Origin of the sequence: Methylobacterium sp. Leaf99, from assembly GCF_001422375.1 — a bacterium.
Classification (GTDB): Bacteria; Pseudomonadota; Alphaproteobacteria; order Rhizobiales; family Beijerinckiaceae; genus Methylobacterium.
Genome location: NZ_LMMU01000001.1, coordinates 308,160 through 323,729 on the forward strand (window position 1 = coordinate 308,160; position 15,570 = coordinate 323,729).

The 15,570-nt window shown below is 69.4% G+C and carries 14 protein-coding genes; 8 read left to right on the forward strand and 6 right to left on the reverse strand.

The features are described 5' to 3' along the window. Nucleotides 1–28 precede the first annotated feature (28 nt). Entirely contained in the window at nucleotides 29–1,549 is a 1,521-nt protein-coding gene (gene adh, locus ASF28_RS01455) for an aldehyde dehydrogenase (RefSeq protein WP_056086701.1), read from the reverse strand. A 491-nt stretch (nucleotides 1,550–2,040) separates the two neighbouring features. On the opposite strand from adh, the gene ASF28_RS01460 reads away from it, so the two are divergent. Further along, nucleotides 2,041–3,210: a multidrug effflux MFS transporter gene (locus tag ASF28_RS01460; RefSeq protein WP_274533116.1), complete on the forward strand. Its 1,170-nt coding sequence runs from the start codon at nucleotides 2,041–2,043 to the stop codon at nucleotides 3,208–3,210. A gap of 70 nt (nucleotides 3,211–3,280) precedes the next feature. Further along, nucleotides 3,281–3,793 carry a DoxX family protein gene (locus ASF28_RS01465; protein WP_056086704.1) on the forward strand — a complete coding sequence of 171 codons (513 nt, stop codon included), beginning with the start codon at nucleotides 3,281–3,283 and terminating at the stop codon, nucleotides 3,791–3,793. Between the two features lies 1 nt (nucleotide 3,794). On the opposite strand, the gene ASF28_RS01470 is transcribed toward ASF28_RS01465, so the two are convergent. After that, on the reverse strand, nucleotides 3,795–5,195 hold the full coding sequence (locus ASF28_RS01470) for an MFS transporter (RefSeq protein WP_056086708.1): 1,401 nt from the start codon (nucleotides 5,193–5,195) through the stop codon (nucleotides 3,795–3,797). A 307-nt stretch (nucleotides 5,196–5,502) separates the two neighbouring features. Here ASF28_RS01470 and ASF28_RS01475 point away from each other — a divergent pair, with 307 nt between their 5' ends. The 4 genes from ASF28_RS01475 to panE all read left to right on the forward strand — a co-directional run bounded on the left by ASF28_RS01475 (nucleotide 5,503) and on the right by panE (nucleotide 9,552). Then, complete coding sequence (locus ASF28_RS01475; RefSeq protein WP_056086710.1) at nucleotides 5,503–6,387, forward strand: DUF3313 domain-containing protein; 885 nt, start codon at nucleotides 5,503–5,505, stop codon at nucleotides 6,385–6,387. A gap of 173 nt (nucleotides 6,388–6,560) precedes the next feature. Next, complete coding sequence (gene guaB, locus ASF28_RS01480; protein ID WP_056086712.1) at nucleotides 6,561–8,054, forward strand: IMP dehydrogenase; 1,494 nt, start codon at nucleotides 6,561–6,563, stop codon at nucleotides 8,052–8,054. An 84-nt stretch (nucleotides 8,055–8,138) separates the two neighbouring features. Continuing rightward, nucleotides 8,139–8,558, forward strand: coding sequence for an MAPEG family protein (locus ASF28_RS01485; RefSeq protein ID WP_056086714.1), 420 nt, complete (start codon nucleotides 8,139–8,141; stop codon nucleotides 8,556–8,558). Between the two features lie 49 nt (nucleotides 8,559–8,607). Continuing rightward, entirely contained in the window at nucleotides 8,608–9,552 is a 945-nt protein-coding gene (panE, locus tag ASF28_RS01490) for a 2-dehydropantoate 2-reductase (protein ID WP_056086717.1), read from the forward strand. Here panE and ASF28_RS01495 read toward each other — a convergent pair. Next, nucleotides 9,546–9,725 (reverse strand): hypothetical protein, encoded by a 180-nt coding sequence (locus tag ASF28_RS01495; protein ID WP_056086720.1) that lies wholly within the window; start codon nucleotides 9,723–9,725, stop codon nucleotides 9,546–9,548. The two genes, panE and ASF28_RS01495, sit on opposite strands and share 7 nt — an antisense overlap. Nucleotides 9,726–9,874: 149 nt before the next feature. On the opposite strand from ASF28_RS01495, the gene ASF28_RS01500 reads away from it, so the two are divergent. Together ASF28_RS01500 and guaA are read left to right on the forward strand one after the other, a co-directional pair. After that, nucleotides 9,875–11,182, forward strand: a complete 1,308-nt coding sequence (locus ASF28_RS01500; protein WP_056086723.1) for an RsmB/NOP family class I SAM-dependent RNA methyltransferase — start codon at nucleotides 9,875–9,877, stop codon at nucleotides 11,180–11,182. Nucleotides 11,183–11,269: 87 nt separating this feature from the next. After that, nucleotides 11,270–12,826, forward strand: coding sequence for a glutamine-hydrolyzing GMP synthase (gene guaA, locus ASF28_RS01505; RefSeq protein ID WP_056086727.1), 1,557 nt, complete (start codon nucleotides 11,270–11,272; stop codon nucleotides 12,824–12,826). 18 nt (nucleotides 12,827–12,844) lie between these two features. On the opposite strand, the gene ASF28_RS01510 is transcribed toward guaA, so the two are convergent. The 3 genes from ASF28_RS01510 to ASF28_RS01520 form a co-directional block, all read right to left on the reverse strand. Continuing rightward, the gene (locus ASF28_RS01510) at nucleotides 12,845–13,564 is read right to left on the reverse strand and encodes an RlmE family RNA methyltransferase (RefSeq protein WP_056086730.1); all 720 of its coding nucleotides are present in this window, start codon (nucleotides 13,562–13,564) and stop codon (nucleotides 12,845–12,847) included. Beyond that, nucleotides 13,561–14,676 carry a Ppx/GppA phosphatase family protein gene (locus ASF28_RS01515; protein ID WP_056086733.1) on the reverse strand — a complete coding sequence of 372 codons (1,116 nt, stop codon included), beginning with the start codon at nucleotides 14,674–14,676 and terminating at the stop codon, nucleotides 13,561–13,563. The genes ASF28_RS01510 and ASF28_RS01515 overlap by 4 nt, the downstream gene beginning before the upstream one ends. Nucleotides 14,677–14,856: 180 nt before the next feature. Then, the gene (locus tag ASF28_RS01520; RefSeq protein WP_056086736.1) at nucleotides 14,857–15,327 is read right to left on the reverse strand and encodes a response regulator; all 471 of its coding nucleotides are present in this window, start codon (nucleotides 15,325–15,327) and stop codon (nucleotides 14,857–14,859) included. Between the last annotated feature and the right edge of the window lie 243 nt (nucleotides 15,328–15,570).

The following is a 15,570-nucleotide window of genomic DNA, read 5'->3' on the forward strand; positions in this document are numbered from 1 at the left end:
CGGGGCAAGGTGGTCTCGGGGCCGAACGTTAGAAGAAGCCGAGCTTCTTGGCCGAGTAGCTCACCAGCATGTTCTTCGTCTGCTGATAGTGGTCGAGCATCATCTTGTGGTTCTCGCGGCCGATGCCGGACTGCTTGTAGCCGCCGAAGGCCGCGTGGGCCGGGTAGGCGTGGTAGCAGTTGGTCCAGACGCGGCCGGCCTGGATGGCGCGGCCGAAGCGATAGGCGCGGGTGCCGTCACGGGTCCAGACGCCGGCGCCGAGGCCGTAGAGGGTGTCGTTGGCGATGCTGAGCGCGTCGGCATCGTCCTTGAAGGTCGTCACCGAGAGCACCGGCCCGAAGATTTCCTCCTGGAAGATGCGCATCTTGTTGTGGCCCTTGAACACCGTCGGCTTCATGTAGAAGCCTTCGGCGAACTCGCCGTCCTTGACGTTGCGCTCGCCGCCCGTGAGGCACTCGGCGCCTTCCTGCTTGCCGATATCGACGTAGCTCAGGATCTTCTCGAGCTGCTCGGAGGAAGCCTGGGCGCCGATCATCGTGGCGGGGTCGAGGGGCGAGCCCTGCGTGATCGCCTCGACGCGCTTGATCGCCCGCTCCATGAAGCGATCGTAGATCGACTCGTGCACGAGGGCGCGGCTCGGGCAGGTGCAGACCTCGCCCTGGTTCAGGGCGAACATGGTGAAGCCCTCGAGCGCCTTGTCGAAGAAGTCGTCATCCTCGTTGGCGACATCGGCAAAGAAGATGTTCGGCGACTTGCCGCCGAGCTCCAGCGTCACAGGGATCAGGTTCTGCGAGGCGTATTGCATGATCAGGCGGCCCGTCGTCGTCTCGCCGGTGAAGGCGATCTTGGCGATGCGGGGCGAGGAGGCCAGCGGCTTGCCGCATTCCAAGCCGAAGCCGTTGACGATGTTGAGGGTGCCGGGCGGCAGCAGGTCGGCGATGAGTTCGGCCACGACGAGGATCGAGGCGGGCGTCTGCTCCGCGGGCTTCAGCACGACGCAGTTGCCCGCCGCCAGCGCGGGCGCGAGCTTCCACACGGCCATCAGGATGGGGAAGTTCCACGGGATGATCTGGCCGACGACGCCCAGCGGCTCGTGGAAATGGTAGGCGACGGTGTCGTGGTCGATCTCGGAGATCGACCCCTCCTGGGCGCGGACGCAGCCGGCGAAGTAGCGGAAATGGTCGATGGCCAGCGGGATGTCGGCATGCGTCGTCTCGCGGATCGGCTTGCCGTTGTCCCAGGTCTCGGCCAGGGCGATGAGATCGAGGTTGTCCTCCATCCGGTCGGCGATCTTGTTCAGGATGCGGGCGCGCTCGCCCGGCGAGGTCCGGCCCCAGGCGTCCTTGGCGGCGTGCGCTGCATCGAGGGCCTTGTCGACATCGGCGGCATCGGAGCGGGCGACTTCGCAGATCACCCGGCCAGTGATCGGCGAAGTGTTCTCGAAGTAGCGGCCGGCGCTCGGGGCGACCCATTGGCCCCCGATGAAATTGTCGTACCGGGCCGAGAACGGGGACTTGGTGCCGGCGTTCAGGAACTCTGGCTTGTTCATGGCGATTCCTCCGATTTTGTTTTTATGCGTGCGGCAGACAAGGCCAGACGGTGCCCCAAGGCAAGGTGTACCTTCGGCCAAGGCCGCCCTTCGTGACCGGTCCGTCCGCGCACCGGATGGCGTCCGGGCGGGCTCCGGAACCTAGACCCGATCAACGCGTGTGGCGACCCGGTTCCAGGAGGGTCGGGCGATCCCGTGATCGACGGACGAGCCCATGAATCGTCGTGCGTGTTTTCGCACCGACATCCGGCGTGGAACCAAGCGACTGGCAGCGCCTTCCGACTTCGTCCCCATCTGCACCGCTCGAAACTTCGGGGCGCCAGCGGGTCGGGTCATAGCCGGACCTCGCACGTCCACCCGGGCTCAAGCCAATCGTCGCAAGGATCGCTTTGTCGGTGACGCCTCCGTCTGCTCCGGCCCCTTCGTCGCGCCCAGATCCCTCCGCCTGGAGCGGCCCGCGCTTCGGCGAGTTCGTCGGCATCGTCGCCCTGATGATGGCGGTGACCGCCATCTCCATCGACAACCTGCTGCCGGCCTTTCCCGAGATCCAGGCACAATTCGGGGTGGCCGATCCCAACCGGCTGCAATGGCTGATCTACGTCTACATGCTGGGCTTCGGCGCGGCGCAGATCGTCTATGGGCCCCTGTCGGACAGCTACGGACGGCGTCCGGTGCTGCTGGCGAGCCTCGCCATCTACGTCGCTGGCACGGTGCTCGCCATGGTGGCCCCCTCCTTCGCCTGGCTGCTCGCGGCGCGCGTCATCCAGGGCATCGGCGCCGCCGGCGGCCGGGTGCTGTCCACGGCCATCGTGCGCGACCGCTTCGCCGGGCGCGAGATGGCGAGCGTGATGTCGCTCGTGATGATGGTGTTCCTCATCGTGCCGATGATCGCACCGGCCATCGGCGGGGCGATGCTGCTGCTCGGCTCGTGGCACTACGTCTTCGTGTCGATGCTGGTCCTCGCCGGCCTCCTCGTGGCGTGGTTCTCCGCCCGGATGCCCGAGACCCTGCATCCGCAGGACCGGCGCCCGTTCTCCCTCGCGGCCGTGGGGCAGGCGGTGTCCTTGACCTTCCGCAACCGCGTGGCGGTCGGCTACGCCACGGCGCTCGGTCTGCTGACGGGCTGCATCATGGGCTATGTCGGCTCGGCCCAGCAGGTGTTCGATACGGGCCTCTACCACCTCGGCGCCCTGTTCCCCCTCGCCTTCGGACTCGTGGCCGGCGCCATGGGAGCCGCGACCCTGGTCAACGCCCGCCTCGTGCGCCGCCTCGGCATGCGGCCGCTGTCGCATGCCGGGCTGACCGCCTTCGTCGTCGTCGCAGTGGTCCAGGTGATGGCGGCGCTCGCCTATGGCGGCCGCCCACCCCTCGGGCTGTTCCTCGGGGTTCTCGCCGCCAACCAGTTCCTCCTCAGCTTCGCCATGCCGAACTTCAACGCCCTGGCGCTCCAGCCCCTCGGCGAGATCGCCGGGACGGCCTCGTCCTTCCTCGGCTTCTACACGACGATTCTGGGCGCCCTGTGCGGCTTCCTCATCGGCCAGGCCTTCGACGGGACGGTGCTGCCCATCGGCCTCGGCTATGCCGGGCTCGGGGGCCTCGCCCTCCTCGTCGTCGCCTGGACGGAGCACGGGCGCCTGTACCGCGGCGGCGTGTCGGGCTGACGGGCTTAACCCGGTCTTCAGGCCCTCGGGACATGGTTTGTTCTCCCAGCGACCAGATGGAGCCTCCGACGTGACCGGCCGTACCCAAGACGGAGCGCTTCTCCTTGCGCGCCTCCTCCTCGCCGCCGCCCTGCTGCCGACGGGCATCGCCCGGGCCCTGAACGTCTCGGGCTTCGCCCTGACCCTCGCCGGAACCGGCCTGCCCGCGCCGAACCTCTTGGCGACGGCCGCCGTAATGGTGCAGGTGTTCGGACCCCTGGCCCTCATCCTCGGAGTCCTGCCGCGGATCACCGGGCTCATGCTGGCGGTGTTCGCCGTGGTCATGGCCGTGCTGCTGCACCCGTTCTGGCAGTTTTCCGGTCCGACGGCGGTGGCCGAACGGACCCTGATGCTCGCGGATCTCGGCCTCGCCGGGGGCTTTCTGATGGTCGCGATGACGGGCCCCGGCGCCTGGTCGTGGCAGGGCTGGCGGCAGGGCGCCCGTGCCCAGGCAAAGCCGGCCTCCGCCCGGACGACCACGCCGAAATCGGCCGCGCGGCCGAAGCGCCCGGCCGGCCGGGCTTCCACCCGCGCGGCGGCCTAGATCAGGGCGCCGGTGCGACCCGGCGCTGACCTGACACCTCCGCTCCGGCATCCGGGGCGAGGCGCCGGAAGGCGAAGACCGACAGGACCGAGATCGCCGCCACCGCGAAGAAGGCCGGGCCGAAATCCTCCGCCTGGATCGCCGTGCGCCCGTGCCAGCCCGCGGCCCCCTCCAGGGCGAGGGCCCCGAGGGAGACGCCGAGGCTGAGCGACAATTGCTGGGCGACGCTGGCGAGGCTCGTACCGGCGCTCATGTCCCGTGGCTCGAGGTCGGCATACGCGATGGCGTTGACGCAGGTGAACTGGAGCGAGCGCACGCAGCCCCCGAGCAGCAGGGTGCAGACGATGATCGCGTGCGGGGTCTCGGCCGTGAACAGGCCGTTCACCGCGAGGAAGCCCGAGGCGACCACCGCATTGACGAGCATCACCCGGCGAAAGCCGTAGGCGCGCAGGATGCGCGGTCCGATGAGCTTGATGAGGAGCGCACCGGCGGCGGCGGCGAAGGTGAGCAGGCCCGATTGTAGCGGATCGAGGCCGAACCCGATCTGCAGCATCAGCGGCAGCAGGAACGGGATCGCCCCCGTGCCGATGCGGAACAGGCTTCCCCCCGTGACCGCAGCACGAAACGTGGGATAGCGCAGGAGATCGAGGCGGATCACCGGATGCGGCACCCGGCGCGAATGCCCGACATAGAGGGTCAGCAGGACGAGGCCGGCGGCGAGGCACCCCCACGAGACGCCGTCGGGCAGCAGGTGGCGGCCCGTCGAAGCGAGCCCGAGCATCAGGGTCGCGAGCCCCAGGCCCGAGAGCAGGAACCCGACGAGGTCGAGGGGCGGCCGCTCGGCCTCGCGCACGTTCTCGAAGTACACGCTCGCGAGCGCGATGCCGGCGAGCCCGATGGGAATGTTGATGAGGAAGATCCAGCGCCAGTCGAGGTAGGTCGTGATCAGGCCGCCCAGGGGCGGTCCCATGATCGGACCGATCAGGGCGGGGATCGTGAGGTAGGCGAGGGCACTGACGAGTTCGCTCTTCGGCACGCTGCGCAGGATGACGAGACGACCCACCGGCACCATCATCGCGCCGCCCAGCCCCTGGAAGAACCGGGCGGCGACGAAGCCCATGAGCGAATCGGAAGCCGCGCAGGCGAGCGAGCCGGCCATGAACACGCCGAGCGCCACTCGGAACACCGTGCGGGCACCGTAACGATCGGCCATCCAGCCGCTGATGGGAATGAAGATCGCGAGGCTGACGAGATAGGCCGTGAGCGCGAGCTTGAGGGCGATCGGGTCCTCGCCGAGGCTTCTGGCGATCGCCGGCAGAGCCGTGGCGATCACCGTCGCGTCGGTGTTCTCCATGAACAGGGCCGTCGCGACGACGAGGGGGACGATCTGGGACGGACGCATCGGAGGGCAACAAGTCCGTTGAGCGTGGTTCGGTTGCGTCACTTCAAAGAAAAAGCCGCGGTTGAACAGACGATGTGCGGTTCCGCCCTGGAGTTCGCGTTGACGGAGCCCAAGGCACGGCCCCGAGAGCGTGGCGCTTGCGCCACACGCGGCGGTTACGACGGGCCGCGCCGGCGCGAGTGCCTTTCCACAGGGTCGCCGCCGCCGCTAAGCTGTTCCCAACACGGACCGGCTGGTGCCGTTCGTGGGCATGCCTGCCCCGGATACGCCAGACCCGTCGTTCCCGTTCTTCCGTCAAGGTTCCTGGATGCCCTCGCGCTTCGAACGTCGTCTCAGGGTGCCGGGCATGACTGCCGGCCTCGCCCTGCTGCTCGCCATGGCCGGCTGCGGCACGGTCCTTCTCAATGATTCCGGGTCGCTCACCCGCTACGACCGCCTCGTGAGCAGCGACGAGGTTGCTACCCGGGCAAAGCTCTACATCGACCGCACGGCCACGGCCGGAGCCCGCACGGTGCGGATCATCCCGACGACGTTCTCCGAGGCCGTTTCCGGCCCCGGCCTGACGCCCGTCGAGCGCCGTCTCGTGGCCAACGCGGCCGACCGTGCGCTCTGCTACGAACTGTCCCTGCGCTACGACGTAGTCTCGGGCCGCAAGGCGGATCTGACCGTGCGCGCCGCGGTGACCCGCGTCGAACTCACCGGCTTGCCCGCGGCGGGCGCCACCATCGCCACCTCGGCCGGTGTCAGCATCGCCTCGCAGGTCGGCGTGGGCTTCGCGACGTCCGTCGGTCGCGTGCCGATCCCGCGCATTCCCATCGGTCTCGGCAGCATCACCATCGAGGCCGAAGCCCTCGACGGGCGTCACGAGCAGCGCGCCGCCATGGTGTGGGGCGGGGCCTCCAACTCGTTCACGAGCCAGCCCCGGTTCTCGCCCATCAGCGATGCCTACGATCTCGCCGGCGAATTCGGCCAGGACTGGGGCGGCTACCTCGCCACCGGCGTCGATCCGTTCAAGGCGCCCCTCGCCATCCCGAACTACGACCGCATCCGCATCACCACCCTGGGCGAGGCACCCCTCGACCCGGATTGCGAGGCTTTCGGCCGCGCGCCGGGCATCGACGGCATCCTGGCGGACTATATCGGCCTGCCGCCGGAATACACCGACAAGGGTCCCGCCGCCCCCGTCAACTGACCGAAACGCCCGGCCCGCGCGGCCGGGAAGCCATGCGGCCGGGGGATATCCCCCCACCGCACGCGGATTCCGCCTTTGCGCGGGTCGGGCCCGCATGATACTGGCCCGTGCCAACTCGATGACGCCGAAGCGGTCCTTGGACCCGGCGTTTCGACCCGTTTGGGAGTTGGCTCATGGCGCGCATCACCGCAGATTCCATCATCGAGGGGCTGACCTTCGACGACGTCCTCCTGCGACCCGCCGCGTCCTCGGTGATGCCCACGCAGGTCAGCGTCGCGACCCGGCTCACCCGCACCATCCACCTCAACTTGCCGATCCTGGCATCGGCCATGGACACCGTCACGGAAGCGCCCATGGCCATCGCCATGGCGCAGAACGGCGGCATGGGCGTGATCCATCGCAACCTCGAGCCCGACGAGCAGGCCGAGCAGGTCCGCCTCGTGAAGAAGTACGAGTCGGGCATGGTGCTCAACCCCATCACCATCCATCCCGACGAGACCCTCGCCGACGCGTTCGCGCTGATGAAGCAGAACCGCATCTCCGGCATCCCGGTGGTGGAACGCGGCCCGAACGGCTCGCGCGGCAAGCTCGTGGGCATCCTCACCAACCGCGACGTGCGCTTCGCGACGAATTCTTCCGAGACCGTCGCCGAACTCATGACCCGCGATCGGCTCATCACCGTGCGCGAGGGCGTAAACCAGGACGAGGCCAAGCGTCTCCTGCACCAGTTCCGGATCGAGAAGCTGCTGGTGGTGGACGACCATTACCGCTGTATCGGCCTCATCACCGTCAAGGACATCGAGAAGCAGGTCGCCTATCCGGGCGCCGTGAAGGACGAGCAGGGCCGCCTGCGCGTGGCGGCGGCCACAACCACCGGCGACAGCGGATTCGAGCGGGCCGAGCGCCTCATCGATGCCGGCTGCGACGTGGTCGTGGTCGATACGGCGCATGGCCACTCGATCAAGGTGCTCGACGCCGTGCGCCGGGTGAAGCAGCTCTCCAACACCGTGCAGATCGTTGCCGGCAACGTCGCCACCCGCGACGGCGCCCAGGCCCTCATCGATGCGGGCGCGGATGCCATCAAGGTCGGCATCGGCCCGGGCTCCATCTGCACCACCCGCATCGTCGCCGGCGTCGGCGTGCCCCAGCTCACCGCCCTGATGGAGGCCGTGGAGGCCGCCGATCGCGCCGGCGTGCCGGTGATCGCCGATGGCGGCATCAAGTATTCGGGTGACCTCGCCAAGGCCATCGCGGCCGGCGCGTCGGTGGTCATGCTCGGCTCGCTCCTCGCCGGCACCGACGAGGCCCCCGGCGAGGTGTTCCTGCACCAGGGCCGCTCTTATAAGAGCTACCGGGGCATGGGTTCGGTGGGCGCCATGGCCCGCGGTTCGGCCGACCGCTACTTCCAGGCCGAGGTCAACGACACCCACAAGCTGGTGCCCGAGGGCATCGAGGGGCAGGTGCCGTACAAGGGACCGGTGGCGGCGGTGCTGCACCAGCTCGCCGGCGGCCTGCGCGCCGCCATGGGCTATGTCGGCGCCCCGACCATCCCCGAGTTCCAGGACAAGGCGCAGTTCGTCCGCATCACCAACGCGGGCCTGCGCGAGAGCCACGTCCACGACGTGACCATCACCCGCGAGAGCCCGAACTACCCCGGCCGGGGTTGAACGTGGCCTGAGACCGGGTCCGATCCGCCATCATCCCGCGCCCCAAGGGGCGCGGGACTCTTCTTCCGCGTGAACCGCCCGACCATGACCGTCCAAGCCATCCTCGCTCCGGTCTTCGTACAGGTTCTGCTCACCTTCGCGCTCGGGGTGTGGATGGGGCGCGTCCGGTTCGCCGCCGTGAGCGCCGGCGGCGTCAAGGTCGGTGACATCGCCCTCGGACAGAAGGCGTGGCCGGCCCGCGCCCAGCAGGCGGCCAACGCCTACGCGAACCAATTCGAACTGCCGGTGCTGTTCTACGCCCTCGTGCCCCTGGCGTTCGCCACCCGGAAGGCGGACCTATTCTTCGTAGTGCTGGCCTGGATGTTCGTCGCGACCCGGATCGTCCATGCGGGGGTCTTCATCACCACGAACCATGTCCCGTATCGGTTTCGCGCCTTCGTCGCCGGCGTCGTGGTGCTGCTCGTGATGTGGGTGGTGTTCGCGGTACGCCTTCTGGCAAGCTGACGGCGTTGGGATCGTCCCGGATAGAATCGAACTGAAAAAGGATCGTCCCATGCGCGTACTCGTCGTCGGCGCCGGTGCCACCGGTGGTTATTTCGGTGCCCGGCTGGCCGAGATCGGTCGGGACGTGACTTTCCTCGTGCGCCCGGCACGCGCGGACAAACTCGCAGCCGACGGGCTCAACGTGAAGAGCCCGCACGGCGACCTGACGATCCCGGCGCCCAAGACCGTCACGGCGGCCGGTTTGGACGCGGCGGGCGGTTTCGACCTCGTGTTCCTGAGCTGCAAGGCCTACGACCTCGACGGAGCGCTGGCCGATGTCGCCCCCGCCATCGGGCCGGAGACGGCGATCCTGCCCGTCCTCAACGGCATGCGCCACCTCGATGCCCTCGATGCCCGGTTCGGTTCGGAACGCATCCTCGGCGGCACCTGCGCCATCGCGGCGACGCTGGGGTCCGACGGCACCGTCCATCAGATGAACGACCTGCACACCCTGACCTACGGCGAGCGCGACGGCAGCCTGTCGCCCCGCATCGAGGCCATCGACGGCCTGATGCAGGGGGCCACCTTCGAACCGCGCCTCAGCCGGTCGATGGTCCTGGAAATGTGGGAGAAGTGGACGTTCCTCGCGACGCTGGCCGGCTCGACCTGCCTCATGCGGGCCACCATCGGCGACATCGTCGCCGCCCCCGGCGGGCGGGCCTTCATCGAAGCTCTGCTGGAGGAATGCCGGAGCATCGCTGAGCAGGCCGGCCACGCCCCCCGAGAAAAGTTCGTGGAGCGCACCCGCGCGACCCTGACGGCGGAAGGCTCGGGCTTCACCGCCTCGATGCTGCGCGACATCGAGAACGGCGCGCGGATCGAGGCCGACCAGATCATCGGCGATCTCGTCGCGCGGGCGCCCGACGCGGCCGGGCATCCCCTGCTCGACCGCGTCCTGACGCACGTGAAGGCCTACGAAGCGCGGCGCGCCCGCGAGGCGGCGAAGGCTCAGTAGCGCGGGCCGGGCGGCGGGGGCGGGGGCGGGGGCGGGTTGCCGTATTCGAGCTGCGTCTTCGCGTCGAGGCGGCGCGGCGGCGGTGTCGGATCGATGGCGGCCGGGGCGGTCGCGCAAGCGGCGACGAGAAGCATCACGAGGCCGGCGAGGCCGAGATGGATGACGGGGGGCATGGCGTTCTCTAAAGCTCCGGGCACCAATCGCTGCGGCCCCGCCCTCGACATGCCCGTCGATCGCGCCGGAAGCTCGACCGTATTGTGACCGGGCCCGCCTCAAGCGTGGCCGTATCGCGGCACGTGCCGCAACTCGAAGGACCTTTGCCCTGACGCCCCCCGCACGCCTTTCCGCCGCCATCGAAGTCCTCGCCGACATCGCCGGACGCCGCCGCCCCGCCGCCGACGCCCTGAAGGACTGGGGCCTCGCCCACCGCTTCGCCGGCTCGGGCGACCGCGCGGCCATCGCCAGCCTCGTCTACGACGCCCTGCGCCGGCGCGCCTCGGCCGCCTGGATCATGGACGACGACAGCCCGCGCGCCCTCGTCATCGGCATGCTGCGCCTTCAGCACGGCCTTGCGGCCCCCACCATCGCGGGCCTGTTCTCGGGCGAGCGCTTCGCGCCGGAGCCCCTGTCCGACCACGAGCGCGCCCGCCTCACCGACGCGACCCTGGCGCAGGCCCCCGACCACGTCGCCGGCGACGTGCCCGAATGGGTGCTTCCCGCTCTGGCGGCGACCTTCGGTGGTGCCCTGCTCGAAGAGTTGCGGGCGCTGGGGCGGCGTGCACCCCTCGACATCCGAATCAACACGCTGAAGCACGATCGTGAATCGGCGATGGCGGGCCTGACGCATCTGGCCCCGGCGACGACACCCCACGCCCCCAACGGCCTGCGCATCCCCATCGGCGAGGACGGGCGCGGCCCCGCCCTCCATGTCGAGCCGGAGTTTCTCGACGGCTGGTACGAGATCCAGGACGAGGGCTCGCAGCTCGCGAGCCTGCTCTCCGGCGCGCGGCCGGGCGAGACCGTGGTCGACCTCTGCGCGGGCGGCGGCGGCAAGACCCTGAGCCTCGCCGCGATGATGAACAACGACGGCCGGCTGGTGGCCAGCGACGACGATCCGCGCCGCCTCGCTCCCATCCACGAGCGCCTGCGCCGGGCCGGGGCGAAGGCCGAGATCCGCACCCCGCGCGGCGGCCGGGCTCGGACCGACGTCCTCGGCGACCTCGACGGCACCGCCGACCGCGTCCTCGTCGACGCGCCCTGCACGGGCTCCGGCACCTGGCGGCGCAACCCCGACGCGAAGTGGCGGATGCGGCCCGGCGCGCTCGCCGCCCGCGTCAACGAGCAGGCGGCGGTCCTAGACCGGGCCGCCGGGTTGGTGCGGTCCGGGGGGCGTATCACCTACGTCACCTGCTCCCTACTCCCGGAGGAAAACGATGCCGCCGTGGCCGGCTTCCTCGCCCGCACGGGCGGGACGTTCGCCGTCGTGCCGGCGAAGGACGTGGTGGCGGTGCAGAAGCCCGATCTGGCGCCGTTCCTGCGCTTCACCGGGCACGGTCTGCAGATGAGTCCGGCCCTCACGGGGACGGATGGCTTCTACGTCGCCACCCTGGAACGTCGCCCTGCCGGCTGACGGCATCCCCAGACGGTTGCGGTCCATGCGGGTCGCGCCCTGACCCATCCGTTGCACCGTGCCGACGCCTCGTCTAACTCCGGTTCCATGAACACCGACCACGACAAGATCCTCATCGTCGATTTCGGCTCCCAGGTGACGCAGCTCATCGCGCGGCGCGTGCGTGAGGAGGGCGTCTATTGCGAGATCGTGCCCTTCACCAAGGCGGCCGAGGCCTTCGCCGAGTCGAAGCCCAAGGGCGTCATCCTGTCGGGCGGCCCCGAATCGGTGACCACGGATGCCTCGCCGCGGACCCCGCAGGTCGTGTTCGACTCCGGCGTGCCGGTCTTCGGCATCTGCTACGGCCAGCAGACCATGGCGGCCCAGCTCGGCGGCGAGGTCGAGGCCGGCCACCACGCCGAGTTCGGCCGCGCCGAGATCGAGATCCTGTCGGATTGTCCCCTGTTCAAGGGCGTCTGGCACGTGGGCGAGCACTATCCCGTCTGGATGAGCCACGGCGACCGGGTGACGAAACTCCCCGACGGCTTCACCACCGTCGCCATGTCGAAGAACGCCCCGTTCGCGGCGGTCGCCGACGAATCGCGCAACTACTACGCGGTGCAGTTCCATCCGGAGGTGGCCCATACGCCCCACGGCGCGCTGCTGATCCGCAACTTCGTGCGCGACATCGCCGGCTGCTCCGGCGACTGGACCATGGGTGCCTACCGCGAGGAGGCCATCGCCAAGATCCGCGAGCAGGTCGGCCCCGAGAAGGTGATCTGCGGCCTGTCGGGCGGCGTCGATTCCTCCGTCGCGGCGGTCCTCATCCACGAGGCCATCGGCGAGCAGCTCACCTGCGTGTTCGTGGACCACGGCCTGCTGCGCATGGGCGAGGCCGACGAGGTCGTGCGGCTGTTCCGCGACCACTACAACATCCCGCTGGTCCACGTTGAGGCGCAGGAACTCTTCCTCGGCGAACTCGAGGGCGTCAGCGACCCCGAGATCAAGCGCAAGACCATCGGCCGCCTGTTCATCGACGTGTTCGATGCGGAGGCGAAGAAGATCGGCGGGGCCAAGTTCCTGGCCCAGGGCACCCTCTACCCCGACGTGATCGAGAGCGTCTCGTTCACCGGCGGTCCCTCGGTGACCATCAAGAGCCACCACAACGTCGGCGGTCTCCCCGAGCGCATGAACATGCAGCTCGTCGAGCCCTTACGCGAATTGTTCAAGGACGAGGTCCGGGTTCTCGGCAAGGAGCTCGGCCTGCCCGAGGCCTTCGTTGGGCGCCACCCCTTCCCCGGCCCCGGCCTCGCCATCCGGTGCCCCGGCACCATCACGGGCGAGAAGCTGGACGCCCTGCGGAAAGCCGACGCGATCTACCTCGACGAGATCCGCAAGGCGGGCCTCTACGACACCATCTGGCAGGCCTTCGCGGTGATCCTGCCGGTGAAGACCGTGGGCGTGATGGGCGACGGGCGCACCTACGATCACGTCTGTGCCCTGCGCGCCGTCACCTCCGTCGACGGCATGACGGCGGATTTCTATCCCTTCGACATGGCCTTCCTCGGCCGGGTCGCGACCCGCATCATCAACGAGGTCAAGGGCATCAACCGGGTGACCTACGACATCACCTCGAAGCCGCCCGGCACCATCGAGTGGGAATAGGCGGGCGCCGGCGACCCGTCAGTCCGCGTCGACGTCCGCCGCTTCGGAGGGACGTTCGCCGCGATATCCCGTCGCCAGCACGTAGAGCTCGCTCGAATCCGCCCGGCTCGCGTTCGGCTTGACGTGGCGCACGGCGGCGAAGTCGCGCTTCAGGTCGGCGAGCAAGGTGCCCTCGGTGCCGCCCTGGAACACCTTGGCGAGGTAGGACCCGCCGGGTGCCAGGATCTCGCGGGCGAACTCGGCGGCGGTCTCGGCGAGGCCAATAATCCGCAGGTGGTCGGTCTGCTTGTGGCCGGTGGTGTTGGCCGCCATGTCCGACAGGACGAGGTCGGCCGGACCGCCGAGCAGCCCGGTGAGGAGCCCCGGCGCCTCCGGGTCGAGGAAGTCCAGGGTGATGAACTCGACGCCGACCATGGGCTCGATCTCCAGGAGGTCGATGCCGACGATCCGTCCCGAGCCACCGACGATCTTGGCGGCGACCTGCGACCAGCCGCCGGGCGCGGCGCCGAGATCGACGATGCGCTGACCGGGCTTCAGGAGCTTGAAGCGCTCGTCGATCTCGATGAGCTTGAACGCCGCGCGGGAGCGATAGCCCTCGCGCTTGGCCCGGGCCACGTAGGGGTCATTGAGCTGGCGCTCCAGCCAGCGCTTCTGCGAAGCCGTGCGACCGCGCCCCGTCTTCACCCGTTGCTTGAGTTCGCCGCGCAACCCTGCGCCGGCACCACGCCTGTCACTCACCGGTAACCCCCACGGCGCCAGACGCCGTCCTCACGCATCATGTTCATCAGCAGGCCCTCGCGCAGGCCGCGATCGGCGATGCGCAAGCGATCGGACGGGAAGGCCCGGCGGATCGCCTCCAGGATGGCGCAACCCGCCAGCACGAGGTCGGCGCGGTCCCGGCCGATGCACGGATTGTCCGCACGCTGGTCGAGGCGCGTGTCGAGAAGATCGTCGATGGCCCCGCCGACTTCGCCGTCGCTCATCCATAGGCCGTCGACCCGGCGGCGTTCGTAGCGGGCGAGACGCAGGTGCATGGCGGCAAGCGTCGTCACCGTACCCGATGTGCCGAGCAAGTGGAAATGACGGGCGTTGGCGGCCGGCGCGGCGCGGATGGCGAAGCGCGACAGCATGTCGGCCACCTCCTCCACCATGCCCTCGAAGGTCAAGCGGGTCACATCGGCGCCGCCGTGGCGCTCGGCCAGGGTGACGACCCCCACGGGCAGGGAATCCCAGGCGCGGATGCGCAGGGTCGGGTCCGTCGACGGATTGGTGGCCGCGCCGTCGAGCCAGGCGATCTCCGTGGAGCCGCCGCCGATGTCGAAGATGACCACCGATTCGGCATAGGGGTCGGCGAGCGCGGCGCACCCGGTCACCGCCAGGTAGGCTTCGGTCTGGCGATCGACGATCTCGAGGTCGAGGCCGACCTCATCGCGGACACGCTCGACGAAGGCCGCGCCGTTGACGGCCAGCCGGCAGGCTTCCGTGGCGATGATCTTGGCGCGCACCACGCCGCGCGTCTGCATCTTGGCCCGGCACACCCGCAGGGCATCGATGGTGCGTTCGATGGCGGGTTCGCTCAGGCGATCGGCGTTTCCGAGGCCCTCGCCGAGGCGGACGATGCGCGAGAACGCGTCGATGACGCGAAAACCGTGGGAGGCCGGCTCGGCGATGAGGAGGCGGCAATTGTTGGTGCCGAGATCGAGGGCGGCGTAGGCGTTCCGGCGCGCCGGCCGATGGGCGGCGGCCAGCGTCTCGGATCGTGCCGGCATCGTCCCCGGGTTCGTCACCGTGGGCGTAACGGGGCCGGCCGTGGGGCGGGCCGGCATGGTCGCGGCACTCTCTTCCCGCATCGGCTGCGCCGGATTCCCTCGTCGTGATCCCAGGCGGAGAGCCGGACCATCATTCGCTCATCAAGCTACAGGTGTCGCAGGCAAACTGCAAAGCCCTGAATTCGTTGACGCGGATCGTCCCGCGCCATGAGAGGGGACGGGTTCGGGACGGTGCTCGGCGGATCGGTTCAGCTGACCGGGTCAGTTCGCCTTGCCGGCGGCCAGGAGGCGCGGCACCGGGCGAAGCAGACTCTTCACCTGGGAGAACGGACGGGGCCGGTTGATGACCTCGTCGAGGCGCGACCACAGGGTCTTTGGCGAGAACGGCTTGGCGATGATCTCGTTGACGCCGAGGGAGATCGCCCGGTCCACGACGTTGCGGCGCGGCTGGGCCAGCATCAGGATGATCGGCACCGTCGGTGAGGGGGACGTCGTCGGCGTGCGGGCGAGGCGGATGAACTCTTCGCCGGACAGGATCGCTAGGTCCCAATCGATGATGGTGAGGTCCGGCTTGCTCTCGGCGAGGACGCCGAGGGCCTCGGCGCCGTCGGGCGCTTCGAGGACGCGCTTAATGCCCACGCGCATGAGCATGTCACGCACGATGCGGCGGATATACAGGCTTTCGTCCACCACCAGGGCGGACAGGTCCGGAAAGGTCGGGGTGGCGATCATGGCGGTGGCGTTCGGCTCCGGTCCGCTCGCTCGGACCGGCCCAGCCCGAACCCTAGACGGGGCGGCCTTTTCGTTTCCCTAACGGGCGGGCCGATCCCGCGTTTCCGGACCGGCGCCGCCCCGCGCCGGAGCGAACCTTGCGAGAAGCTTTCCGCAGGGCGCCATGCCGGCTACGCATTTTGTCGCAGAAAAATGATGGAACCTGAGCCGAAGGTCGGAAATGGACCTTGCGATGGCGCTGTG